The organism is Streptomyces ipomoeae 91-03 (assembly GCF_000317595.1).
In the GTDB taxonomy this organism is placed as follows: domain Bacteria; phylum Actinomycetota; class Actinomycetes; order Streptomycetales; family Streptomycetaceae; genus Streptomyces; species Streptomyces ipomoeae.
Window position 1 is genome coordinate 1 of the sequence record NZ_AEJC01000104.1, and the last position, 11,145, is coordinate 11,145.

At 66.4% G+C, this 11,145-nt stretch carries 16 protein-coding genes and 1 tRNA gene; 7 read left to right on the forward strand and 10 right to left on the reverse strand.

The features are described from left to right. Positions 1–84 precede the first annotated feature (84 nt). The gene (locus STRIP9103_RS06750; RefSeq protein WP_009294505.1) at positions 85–393 is read right to left on the reverse strand and encodes a hypothetical protein; all 309 of its coding nucleotides are present in this window, start codon (positions 391–393) and stop codon (positions 85–87) included. Then, on the reverse strand, positions 393–710 hold the full coding sequence (locus STRIP9103_RS06755) for a hypothetical protein (RefSeq protein WP_009294506.1): 318 nt from the start codon (positions 708–710) through the stop codon (positions 393–395). Before STRIP9103_RS06755 ends, STRIP9103_RS06750 begins: the two co-directional genes overlap by 1 nt. 160 nt (positions 711–870) lie before the next feature. Here STRIP9103_RS06755 and STRIP9103_RS06760 point away from each other — a divergent pair, with 160 nt between their 5' ends. Together STRIP9103_RS06760 and STRIP9103_RS06765 are read left to right on the forward strand one after the other, a co-directional pair. Beyond that, a complete protein-coding gene (locus STRIP9103_RS06760; RefSeq protein WP_063747249.1) occupies positions 871–1,173 on the forward strand; it encodes a GntR family transcriptional regulator in 303 nt (100 codons plus the stop codon). A 50-nt stretch (positions 1,174–1,223) separates the two neighbouring features. Then, positions 1,224–1,514, forward strand: a complete 291-nt coding sequence (locus STRIP9103_RS06765; RefSeq protein ID WP_100243810.1) for a hypothetical protein — start codon at positions 1,224–1,226, stop codon at positions 1,512–1,514. A gap of 229 nt (positions 1,515–1,743) precedes the next feature. Here STRIP9103_RS06765 and STRIP9103_RS50565 read toward each other — a convergent pair whose 3' ends face one another. Beyond that, a complete protein-coding gene (locus tag STRIP9103_RS50565) occupies positions 1,744–1,995 on the reverse strand; it encodes a hypothetical protein (protein ID WP_181800308.1) in 252 nt (83 codons plus the stop codon). Between the two features lie 73 nt (positions 1,996–2,068). Between STRIP9103_RS50565 and STRIP9103_RS06775 the strand changes: the two genes are divergently transcribed. The 3 genes from STRIP9103_RS06775 (at position 2,069) to STRIP9103_RS06785 (ending at position 5,146) form a co-directional block, all read left to right on the forward strand. Then, positions 2,069–2,302 (forward strand): hypothetical protein, encoded by a 234-nt coding sequence (locus STRIP9103_RS06775; RefSeq protein ID WP_009294452.1) that lies wholly within the window; start codon positions 2,069–2,071, stop codon positions 2,300–2,302. A gap of 184 nt (positions 2,303–2,486) precedes the next feature. Beyond that, entirely contained in the window at positions 2,487–4,157 is a 1,671-nt protein-coding gene (locus tag STRIP9103_RS06780) for a restriction endonuclease subunit M (RefSeq protein WP_009294525.1), read from the forward strand. Between the two features lie 128 nt (positions 4,158–4,285). After that, a complete protein-coding gene (locus STRIP9103_RS06785) occupies positions 4,286–5,146 on the forward strand; it encodes a restriction endonuclease subunit S domain-containing protein (RefSeq protein WP_048819485.1) in 861 nt (286 codons plus the stop codon). Positions 5,147–5,194: 48 nt separating this feature from the next. Here STRIP9103_RS06785 and STRIP9103_RS06790 read toward each other — a convergent pair. The 7 genes from STRIP9103_RS06790 to STRIP9103_RS06820 all read right to left on the reverse strand — a co-directional run bounded on the left by STRIP9103_RS06790 (position 5,195) and on the right by STRIP9103_RS06820 (position 10,251). After that, a tRNA-Met gene (locus STRIP9103_RS06790) sits at positions 5,195–5,268 on the reverse strand. A gap of 289 nt (positions 5,269–5,557) precedes the next feature. Continuing rightward, a complete protein-coding gene (locus STRIP9103_RS06795; RefSeq protein ID WP_009294446.1) occupies positions 5,558–6,085 on the reverse strand; it encodes an ATP-binding protein in 528 nt (175 codons plus the stop codon). Between the two features lie 121 nt (positions 6,086–6,206). Further along, the gene (locus STRIP9103_RS06800) at positions 6,207–6,944 is read right to left on the reverse strand and encodes a class I SAM-dependent methyltransferase (RefSeq protein ID WP_048819486.1); all 738 of its coding nucleotides are present in this window, start codon (positions 6,942–6,944) and stop codon (positions 6,207–6,209) included. A gap of 63 nt (positions 6,945–7,007) precedes the next feature. After that, a complete protein-coding gene (locus STRIP9103_RS06805) occupies positions 7,008–8,402 on the reverse strand; it encodes a hypothetical protein (RefSeq protein WP_009294477.1) in 1,395 nt (464 codons plus the stop codon). Positions 8,403–8,404: 2 nt separating this feature from the next. Then, a complete protein-coding gene (locus STRIP9103_RS06810; protein ID WP_009294470.1) occupies positions 8,405–9,169 on the reverse strand; it encodes an HD domain-containing protein in 765 nt (254 codons plus the stop codon). Between the two features lie 39 nt (positions 9,170–9,208). Beyond that, positions 9,209–9,793, reverse strand: coding sequence for a CYTH domain-containing protein (locus STRIP9103_RS06815; protein ID WP_009294513.1), 585 nt, complete (start codon positions 9,791–9,793; stop codon positions 9,209–9,211). A gap of 158 nt (positions 9,794–9,951) precedes the next feature. Next, positions 9,952–10,251 carry a hypothetical protein gene (locus tag STRIP9103_RS06820; protein WP_048819487.1) on the reverse strand — a complete coding sequence of 100 codons (300 nt, stop codon included), beginning with the start codon at positions 10,249–10,251 and terminating at the stop codon, positions 9,952–9,954. Between the two features lie 98 nt (positions 10,252–10,349). On the opposite strand from STRIP9103_RS06820, the gene STRIP9103_RS51295 reads away from it, so the two are divergent. Together STRIP9103_RS51295 and STRIP9103_RS51300 are read left to right on the forward strand one after the other, a co-directional pair. Continuing rightward, entirely contained in the window at positions 10,350–10,805 is a 456-nt protein-coding gene (locus STRIP9103_RS51295; protein ID WP_009293555.1) for an IS5 family transposase, read from the forward strand. Further along, positions 10,754–11,145 (forward strand): IS5/IS1182 family transposase (locus tag STRIP9103_RS51300; RefSeq protein WP_048819826.1); only part of this gene is annotated, 392 nt, incomplete at its 3' end. The genes STRIP9103_RS51295 and STRIP9103_RS51300, both read left to right, overlap by 52 nt.

Genomic DNA, 11,145 nt, shown 5'->3' on the forward strand with positions numbered 1-11,145 from the left:
TCGGAGTGAAGCCTCCGGGGGCCCCGCCCTTTGCCGCATCTCGCCTCTCGCCTCTCGTCTCTCGCGCCTCCGTCTACGTCGCCGTCAGCTGAGGTGACGCTTCAGCCGCTGCCCCCGACTCTCGGCCACGCGCAACGCGTCGCCGAGCGCCTCACTCAACCGCTCGGCAAGAAACCGCAGTTCACCATGCGGAGCCTCCGGCAGGATCGCGCGAGCATGGACGAGCAGTTCGGCTCCCATGCCGAGCTGAATGGACTCCGTGGCATCGGCGAGCCGGGACACCGGCCCACCGTCGTCGTCGGCGATCAGATAACAGGGCTTGCCCTCGGCACCGACCCAGGGCAACAGCCGTAGTGGACCGCCCGACGGGGACACCTCGTCCTCCGCTCCCATCAGGCGACCTCCATCCCATGGATCCAGTACGGCCCGGGTACGTCCAACCCCATCGCCGCCATGGCCAACTCCCGCCGCCGCTGACGTTGTTCGTGGGCGGTGACGTAGGGCCGTACGGCGACGGTGGCGGCGCCGTCGAAGATCTCGTCGAGCCCGTAGGGGGACCGATGCGCCGGGAGCGGGGTGGGGGCCGGATCCGTCCACGCGGCCGGGGGCGGTACGACGAGGGGGCGGGCCCCGGCCCGTCGTCGCCGGCCCGTACCGGGACTGAACAGAAGCCGCACCCACGCCGCGATACGACGGCTAAGGTCATGCATTGTCATCGCTCCTTGTCAGCGTTGGCCGCGCCCCGGGAGGTCCCACAACCTCGCCGGGGTTTTCGTCCTCTTTGAACATAGCGAGAGGTGCAGCCCTCTGTATACAAGTACAGAGGGATCCACTCGAATGGGTAGGATGAGCATTGTCTACGTTGGACATATGAGCGATACAGAGGAGTCTGAGAAGCCTCTGGACCCCATGAGCGCCCGACCGCTCTACGTCCAACTGGCCGACATCATCGAGCGCAAGATCGCGTCGGGAGAACTGGCCCCCGACCGGCCGATCCCTTCGGAGAACCACCTCGCCGACGAGTACGGCGTAGCAAGGCTCACCGCCCGCCGTGCAACCCAGGAACTCCGCGAGCGCGGGCTCGTGGTCACCGTGCGCGGAAAGGGCTCGTTCGTTGTCGAGCAGCCGCCCGTCCAAGCTGCCGCTGAAGGCGACGAGTCCACCAGTAAGTGAGCCCCCCGCTGCAACAGCCGCGCAGCCCGCAGGGCGGCGGCAGAAGCAGTATGAGTTTCCACGTGATGGTGCAGATCCCCGCAGGGCTGCTGGGCACCTGGCTCGGCCGGAACCGCACGGCCGGGGTCACTTACGTGTTCGTGCTGGCGGTGGCGGGTGTGCTCACGGCTGCTCTGCTGTGGGGAGTCCTGGAGGCCGGCCCCGTCACCCGGACCCTCCCTCTCTGGGCCGACTTCATGGCACGCGCCTCGCTGGCCATGGCCACGTACGTCTGGCTGAGCCGCCACCTCCTGACTCGGCCTGTGCGACGACCTGAAGCCCGTGAGGCCGCAGCATCCTGAGATGCTCCCGGCGCCTCCGCTGGGGAGTGGGAGCCAGTGACCTCAGCTTGGGCGGCTGCGGCACTTTGGGCCGGTTAGGGCGCTGACCTGGGAGAACGGTTGGTCTGCGGCTTCGTCAGAGCCGGTCGCGTTCCCCGTGATGCCCCCGCTGGTCCCCCGCTCGATATGGTGCGTTTGTGGTGTGGCGGTCGCGGTGGCCAGTGACTGCGCACAGTCCTTGACCGAGCGGTCAGTCATTCCCGGCCGGCGGCGTCGGCTCGTCGGCTTCGCAAGGGAAGCGGCCGCCCACGGCGTCCATGTCGACACGATCGTGCATGTGATCGAATATTTGTGGCGGGCCGCCGAGGACCTCCACCCAGTCCACGCAGCGCGCGCGGCCTGGGTCGCCGACGCCGCCCGCACCGTGCTGGACGGGCACAGCCCCCGCGTCGTCGCCGCACTGCGCCAGCACTTGCGCACCCGCCCAGATGACGCGAAGCAACTGCCCGCCATCGCCCGCACCTCCGCCTACCTGCAGGCCAAGGAGCCCTACCTGCGCCCACCTCGCCCTCGCCATGGGCTGGCCCATCGCGACCGGGGTGATCGAGGGAAGTTGCCGCTTCCTCGTCAAGGACCGCCTGGACGCGACCGGGGCGAGATGGAGCCTGACCGGCGCCGAGGTGGTCCTCCTCCTGCGCGCCGTCATCGACAACGGCGACTTCGAGCGGTACTGGCGCTACTTCACCGAACTCGACCACCTGCACACCCACGCACTCCGCTACCAGGGACAACTCGCCCTCGCGGCGTGACCGCAGCCACCCACCCATCGCCCAAGAAGCAACGCACCCCCCTGCGGCCTGGTCACACGGGCGGCTCTCCAGGCGGCGCCTCCTCCGCGCCCAGCCGCCGAAAAAGAGCAGCTCATTTTGAGCTAGAGTTGCGGCACCCACCCTTTGATACCGGGCACAACGGTAGAGGAAGGACATCTCGGTCTTGAGTGCCAAGAACAGCGCCCCGGAGGAGGCTGTACGCCAACGCGTACTTGCCGACCTCAAGAAGTTGGGTTGGAAGGAAACCCGGCTGCAGAAGGAGTGGCGTGTACCGGACACGCCGCACGACCTGACGAAGCGGGAGCGCGGGCAATCCTTCGATGCCTGCGGTCGGGCTGATCTGGCCGCCTTCGCAGACGACTCGGGCGAATCGCACGCGCTCCAGGTTCTCTTCGAGTTCAAGGCGCCCTCGATCTCTGAGGGTAAAGAGCAGCTCATGCGCTACATGGCCTCCGAGCCAGTGGTCCGCATGGGGTACTGGACCAACGGCAACGAGAGCCTGGCGGTCTACAAGTCGCATACCAACGACTGGATCGAGCAAAAGAACGCTCCTCTGCCCCACCCGGGCGAGGATCTGACCGCACCGCCGGCCACCCCGCCCACTTGGAACGACTTGGTGGTCCCCACCGAAGCCCAGTTGTCGGCCGCCTTGCGCCGCCTCGTGGCCACAGTGGTGGTAAGCGACTCGCGTTCGACCCGCCGCGAGGATCAACTGCGGGAGCTGCTGCACGTCATCCTGGTCAAGGTTGAGTCGGACGCCTGGTCATCGAGCTCGGCCAACCAGGACAAGCCGGTCCCCTTCAGGATCTACGGCGACAAGGCGTCCATGCTTCATGTGACAGCCGATCAGATCCAGCAGCAGTTCAGGAGCTATTTCGCGCGGCAGAAGAACCGAGTCTTCAACCCGGATGATCGCGACGAAATCCTCCTCAGGGAGGAAACTATCTTCGCCGTCGTCGACATACTGTCCCCGTGGCGAATTCTGGGCGATCAGGTCGACCTGCTGTCCAAGGCTTTCCAGATCTTCCGGACCAAGGCGCTGAAGTCGGGAGAGGGGCAATTCCTCACGCCGCAGCGCGTCATCCGGCCGTGCGTATCCATCATGGAGATCACCTCTCGTGACAAGGTGATCGACCCCGCTTGCGGCACGGGCGGATTCATCGTCGAAGCTTTGCGGCAGGTTCAGGAGCGAGAGTTCCCTGGCGACGATGAGACGTGGAGATTGGTAAAGTTCGCCAACGACAATCTGTATGGCGTGGACCTCGACCCGCTCAACGTCAAGCTCGCTCGGGCAATGATGATCGCCATGCGCGATGGATCCACACACGTCCTTTTGGGAGACGCTGTTCGGCAGCATACGTGGCCGGCCAAGTTCCCCCGCTTGAAGGAAGAGCTGGGTGGAGATAGCAACAGCTTCGTGGCGGAATCATTCACGGTCGTTCTCACCAACCCGCCTTTCGGTGAGGACCTAAAGGTTAAGGCGTCAGATGCTCGCGCCGCCGGATACACGATTTCTAAGGCGGCTGCCAGCGGGCGTAAAGAGTACGTCGACTTGGAAATCGGCCTGATGTACTTGGAGTTGGCTCACCGTCTCCTGCAGGTGGGTGGTCGAGTTGGAATTATCCTCCCGGAAACCTACTTCTTCTCCTATAAGTACCGGTGGCTCCCTTCATGGATGGAGGGGAGATTCGCGCTTCGCGGGATGTTCAACATTGCCATGGAAGCCTTCGAGGAGTTCTGCCGGGCAAAGACCAACTTCTACGTCTTCGAGAAGATTGGAAACGGGCCGGAAGGAATGGTGCAGGAAGAACTTACAGAGGAGAGCGAAGCCTGATGCCCGCGATCAATGCGCCGTCCTGGTTCTCTGAGGAGACGGTTACAGTCTCAACGGCACCGACGTGTGGTTTGACGAAGGGCGGGCGGCTCCTCCCACTTCTCAATCCCAGGACCGGGGCTCGCGTCATGACGACCGATCCTGAGACGGGTGAGTCAGTCACTGCCATCAACGACGTACTTCTCAGTGATGCACTCGCTCTCCAGCGCGGAGAGCGGACTAGCACCATGCGCGACATTCCTGCCTCAGACGTCCTGCCGCGAACCCGCGTTCCCGTGTATTACGACCGCCGGTATCACGAGCGCTTTATCGCCGAGATGCAAACGGAACGCTTCCAGGGGTTCCGCAGTGCCACTCTTGCCGAACTGGCAAAGAGTGGAATCATTACCATTCGCGGCGGTCACGGATCCCCCTCTTCCGGCCAGCGGATCGGAAACGTGCCCTACATCAAGGTGTCTGATCTGCGGGCCGGGTTCGTGAACATCAACCCCACGAATCGGGTACCCCGGTCCATCGCCGAAGAATTCTGGAAAGGGCCCAGCTCTCGACTCCAAGCCTTCGACATTCTCTGCCCGGAACGCACCAGCAAGAATATCGGCGACTTCTGCGTCTTGATGCCGGGCCAGGAGCAACTGCTTCTGACCAAGGAAATCATTGTGATTCGCCCGGGAGAGCGAGCGGAGTTCGACTCGTTCTATCTGCTTTGGGCGATGACGCTTAAGATTGTGCGTGAGCAGTGGAAGCGCGTCATCTTCATGCAGACCAATCGCGAGGACGTGGGTGATCGGTTCCTGGAGATCGAAATCCCGGTGCCCAACGATCCCGTGACAGCGGCCAAGGTCTCGCAGCCGTTCCGTAGCTACTACCAGACAGTGGCGAAGGCTCGGACGAGCCTGGGCCAATATCTCGCAGATTCCGGCGATCACCACTTCTTCGTATCGGACTCGGAGGGGGACATCGAGACGCAAGAGGAAGAGGAAATAGCATAGAAAAGATCGAGTCGCCCGACAGTACTCTGTCAGGCGACTCGATTACAGTAGCGGGGACAGGATTTGAACCTGCGACCTCTGGGTTATGAGCCCAGCGAGCTACCGAGCTGCTCCACCCCGCGTCGTCGCACGCAAGCGTACAGCACCCGACCGCATGCCTGCCCTTATGGATGAGAGCTGACCTGGCGGCGCCCTTCCCATGACGCGCACGGTCAGATCCTCGCCAGGTCTGATAGGGGTCTCGCCCGAGACCCGACGGCGCTTTGCGGTCCACTTCTATGCTGTCCTCTGGACGGCGCAGTGGCGTCGGCGCCCGTTGACCGGCCTGGTGCCTCGGGACGCAGAGCCTGAACGCACTCCTACTCCAAGCCGGGTTCGCATCTCGCAAGAGCAGTCGGTCGGTGGGCTCGATTACAGCTCGCGGAGGCCGGTCAGGACTCGCCCGATGAGCATCGGGGCAGCCCGCTGGCCGCCGAAGCCTGGCTCACCCAGGGCGCTGCTGGGACGAGCGGGAACCTCTGCCCAGACGATCTTCCCGGGGTGTGGTTGCGTGGGGGAGTAGCCCCAGCGGTTGGCCATCGTCTGGATGAGGACGAGTCCGCGGCCCCCGGTGGCGCTGGCGTCACTGGCGCGAGGTGCCGGCGGTCGCGGGTCGGGGTCACTGACCGCGAGGATGATGCCGCCGTCGGTGGGCCAGAGCATGAGCACGATCGTGCCGATACCGACGGAATGAGCGGCTGCTTCAGACGTCTTCGTGGGGCGTGCGTGCTGGATCGCGTTGGTTGCCAACTCCGATACGAGGAGCCGGGCGACTTCGATGCCCTCGTCGGGGAAGCGCCAGCGCTGAAGGATGTCGACGGTGTGGCGTCGGGCCCAGGCGACGGCGTTGGGGGTGGCGGCGAGGGTCAGTTCGCTGATGGGCGGGGGGATCTGGTACATGCGGATGGCTCCCTCGGCGGCGTGGCCGGGCGGGTGAGGGGCGCTGTGGCGTCGGTGGAGGCCCGCGAGTCCGAGACGGTGAGGGACGGGGCACCCCGGACTCGCGGGCTGCTTGAGAGGCCTACTTCGCGGCGACGACGTAGACGCTGCCCCAGCGGCGCTTCGGGTTGGCCATGGTGGGGTCGAAGGTCCATGGATCGACGGTGGTGAAGCCGGCCTCGGTGAAGAGCTGGACGAGCTTCTCGTAGTCGTACGCCCACAGGTGCGGGGTGTACGTGGGGTCGTCGTCCTGGTCGCGGAAGACGAGGTTCACGAGGTCGAGCCGCGTGTTGATGTGGCCGCGGCAGTCGCGCTTGGCGTACCAGCGCTCGATCGTTTCGTCAGAGGTGTCTATGGGCCCTGGGTACTGGCTCAGGGCGAAGGCGGCGTCGGGGACGCCGGTGATGATCCGGCCACCCGGCACGAGGACGCGGTGGGCCTCGCGGACGTAGTGCTTGGCGGAGCGCGGGTAGTCGATGTGCTCCAGGAAGTGCTCGGAGAAGATCTCGTCGGTGCTGTCGTCCTGGAGGGGGATGCCCTCGCGGATGTCCCAGAGGAGGTCGGCCGGCGGGACGAGGTCGATGTTGAGGAAGCCGTCGATGCGGTGGGCTCCGCCGCCGATCTGGACCTTGGCGGGTTTGTCGTCGATCTGCCCGTTGGGCCACGCGCGCCGGCTGGCGTGGTGGTAGCGGTGGAGCTCGATCTCCTTGGCGGCGGCCCGGAGGGTGCGGGCGAGGCCGTGGGTGGTGGCGGGGTCGGCGAGGACGGAGGCGATCTGCTCGCCGAGGAGGTCGACGGAGGGCATGCCGGAGGAACTCATCACGGATCTCCTGCGTGTGAGGTTGCTCGGGGTGGGGTGGGCCGCGGATGGCGGCGGCGGTGATCAGGCGGCGCTGGGCGCGAGGGCGGTCCACTGGTTGTTGCGCATGAGGGTGTACTTGATGTCCACCAGCCGCGGGGCGATGGTCAGCGCGAGCTCTTCGGCCGGGTGGAGGTGGCCGGTGTCGTCCTGCTCGGCGCGCCAGACGCGGTAGTCGAGGTTGGGGTAGGCCGGGTTGATGCCGATCTCGCCCTTGGGCATCGTGCCGTTGAACGGGGCGACGATGTCCATGTGGTTCCAGTAGTTCCAGGCTTGCAGCGCCTTGTGCTGGTCGAAGTAGAAGTAGAAGTCGGGGTAGCGGCCGAAGGTACGCAGTTCCCGGTGGATGAGGTGGCCGAGGAGCGGTCCGAGCTGGGCGGCGAGGGAGTCGAATTCCCAGCGCGTGTGATGCCAGGCTTCGGGGGCGTCGCCTGGCGCGAAGAGGCGGGCGGCGACGAGGTAGCTGATCCGCTCGACCAGGTACGTGCTCGCGTGGCTGGTGTCGATGGTCGGGTCGACTCGGTGGATGAGCGCGCTCAGCTGCTTCGGGCGGGGACGGAACCTCGCGAGGTCGAACTTGCCGGCCATGGCGGGGAAGGAAGCGAACAGCATCTCCTTGTACAGCCAGTTGTTCAGCTCGCCGAGTTCGGCCAGGCGCCGGGTGTGGTGGGAGGTCGAGTGGAGCATCAGGTACTCGGCGACGGCTTCGAAGTACAGGTAGCCGAGGATCGGCAGGCGGGGGACCGTCTCGTCGAGCAGCTTGAGGAACGGCTCGGCCTCGACCGAGGTGTCCTGGTAGGCGACGGCGGCAGCGGTGGCGAGGAAGGCGGCCGAGTTCTTGACGCGGCTGACAACGGTCTCGCGCAGCTGGTGCCGTTCGCTCTTGCTCAGCAGGTATTCGAGGTGGGTGTAGATCTGCAGGTGGATGAGGCCCAGTCGCAGGTAGTCCACGCCGGCGAGCCCGCGGTACGCCTGCGGTGGGGTGTCGATCTCGAAGATCAGCGGGGTGGGGACGCGATCGGTGAAGCCCAGCTTGGCCAGGAAGGTCGGCGCTTCCTTGGCCAGGACGTAGGCGCCGAGGTTGTGCATGCGGAAGCCCTGGTCGGTCGCGGTGAGCGGCGCGCAGTAGATGCTTCCGACGAGGCAGCCGCCCGACGGGTAGAGCACTCCTTGGCGGCTGATCTCTTCCAGAGCGTGGGTGACGTGCAGCAGGTGCAGCTTGCCGTTTCCGCTCAGGGCTTCGAAGAGGGCGTTCTGCCGCAGCAGGTGGCCGTTCGGGGTGTCCTCGGCGAGGCGTCGGTCCCAGCCCGCGGCCTGGGTGGCGAGCGGGTCGGTGTGATCGGCGGGGCTGGAAATCAGGGCGGAGTCGAAGAAGGCGTGGGCGTCGGCCCACAGGTGGTAGGCGTCGATGAAGTCCATGGTCAGAGCAGGCCCTTCTCGGCGAGCGCGTAGCGCACGGCCGCAGTGCCGCTTGCCCCGGCGAGGTAGGCCCGCTCGGAGACGAGGACCAGGTCGAAGGCGAGTCCACGCAGTCGGTCGAAGGCGAGCTCGCGGATGTACCGGGCGTCCGGCCACCACTTCAGCTTCGGCAGCCGGTAGCGGTCCAGGGCATCGGCGGCCTTGACCACGTCGGTGATGCGCTGGGCCCGGGCGTGGTCGTTCTTGTCGTCGGCGGTGAACGCCTCGTACGGGACGTCGTGCAGGCGGACGGCGGTGGCCGCCTGCACAGTTCGCCGGGGGCTGGCGATCAGGCCGAAGTGGCTCCAGACGGTGTTGGCGTTCGCGGCGAGCCAGATGGCCGCGCGTGTGCCATGCCCACGGTCGTCCTGGTCGTGGCGCCGCTGGCAGTCGTGTACGGCGGCGGCGATGATGGCCGTGGAGGCGTCGGCGTCGTCGAGGCCGTTCGTCTCGGCGAGGACGGCGGCGAGCGCCGCCGTCCTCATGGCGTGCCGGATGCCGTGGAGCGAGGTGTGCAGGCGGGGGTCGGCCCACCACTGGGTGGGCAGTCCGCCGTGCGCGAGCAGCTCCTTCGACTGCGGGCGCAAGGCTGGCCGCGGTCCCTGCGGGAGGTCGGGCCTGTGTTCGCTGATCCACGCGATGGTGGCGTGGTCCATGTGCTGGTGCAGAGGGAGCTGCCCTCGGGCAGCCAGGTTGATCAGGCTTGCGGTCAACGGGGTCGTGCTCACTCGTGCCCACCCCCTTGGTGGTCTCCGCGGTGGTGTTTCCTACCGGATCGGCGCGGCCTGCTGCTCGCGCTCCTTGCGTTCCTTCTCGGCGGCCTCGAAGGCGGCGGTGAAGTCGGCCAGCTCCTGCTCCGTCATCAGAGTCACGCCGAGCGCCGTGGCGACATCGGTGATCTTGGCTTCGGCCTCGGCGCGGGCGGCGTCCGAGGCGTCGTCCTCCAGCAGGACCTCGAACTCGGCGTGGTAGCCCCACGCCTCACTCCACTTGACGGCGATCTCGACGCCGTCGAGGCGGAAGTTGTGACGGAAGTTGAACGCCTCGTGCATCGCCGTCTCGAACCCGAGGGCGTTGAACACTTTTACCGCGGCGGGAACGTCATCGGGGGCGATGGCGAACTCGGTCTCCGCGAAGGCGGCTCCCTGCCCGATCTTGCTCCCCTTGAGGGTGATCTTGGCGGTGCCGGCGGCGGTGTTGTCGGTGACCTTCAGGAGTTGGTCGGGGAGGACGTAGAAGTAGATGTGCTTGTCGTCGGGGCCCAGGTCCTCCCCGTCCGCCTTCAGACGGGTGACAAGCTGGTCGTGGACTCCCTTGGTGAAGCGGGCGCGCATCTCGATCTCGATGGCCACGGGGCTGTTGCCTCCTCGTTTCAGGCATGGCGAAGCCAGCCGAACCCTGCCGCGCGAGGGCTGTCCGGTCGGGCGATCGCTAAGAGGTTGGTGGTCGAACGCGGGGTGAAGCGGCCGATGCGGGTGTCGGCTGCATCACCCCGGTAAATCGGCGGGTGTCAGCCGAGGGTGCCGAAGCGCTCCTCGATGACCCCCGAGTGCAGGTAGGTCGGCAGCTGAACGCCTCCCACCGACGTACGGCCGGTGGCGACCTGCTCTTCCGTCTCGCTGGGGAAGCCCTCCAACAGGCGCAGGCACTGCTCGGCCCACTCGCGCGATGCGGGCCAGTCGCCCAGGTCGCGGTGGCGCACGGCCAGGGCGTACGCAGTCTCAGTGGCCGCCCACCGGTCGGTCGCCAGCTCGCGCTGGAAGATCGATTCCAGCTCGTCGGTGGAGGCCAGGCGGGTCTGGTTGGTCATGGTGCCCTCTCGGTTCAAACGGTCATGCCCCCGTGGTGATCAACGCTCCGGCGTCCCCGCGGTGACGCCGTGACCCGCTGCTAGGGTGCGTTTCATATGTGGATCTTGATGTGTCAAGATCCCACTTCGTGGGGCGGCATGATCTGACGAATACACAGTGGGCGAAGCTGGAGCCCCTGCTCCCGGTCGGCAAGAAGCCTGGACGGCCACCGGTGCACACCAAGCGGCAACTGATAGACGGCATACGGTGGCGCACCCGCGCCGGTGCTCCCTGGCGGGACGTGCCCGAGCGCTATGGCCCGTGGGAGACGGTCTACGGCCTGTTCCGCCGCTGGCAGCGGGACGGCACCTGGCACCGCATCTTCGAACAGCTGCAGGCCCAGGCCGACGCCGAGGGACTGATCACCTGGGACGTCTCGGTGGACTCGACCATCGCCCGCGCCCACCAGCATGCGGCCGGCGCCCGCAAAAAGGGGATCTGCAGATCGAGCCGCCAGGCGGTGTGTTCATCGAGCCCGACGACCACGGGCTCGGACGCTCCCGGGGCGGGCTGACAACCAAGCTCCACCTGGCGGTCGAGCAGGCCCAGAAACCGATGTCGCTGGTCATCACGGCAGGACAGCGCGGTGATTCCCCGCAGTTCCAGGTGGTCTTGGGCCGCATCCGGGTGCCCCGGCTCGGGTCGGGCCGCCCGCGCACCCGGCCGGACAAGGTGCGTGCCGACAAGGCGTACGGCTCCCGCGCGAACCGTGCCTACCTGCGCAAGCGCGGTATCCGCTGCACGATCCCGGAGAAGCGCGACCAGATCGCCAACCGCAAGAACCGCGGCTCCCACGGCGGCCGGCCACCTAAGTTCGACAAGGCCGACTACAAGGAGCGCCACGCGGTCGAGTG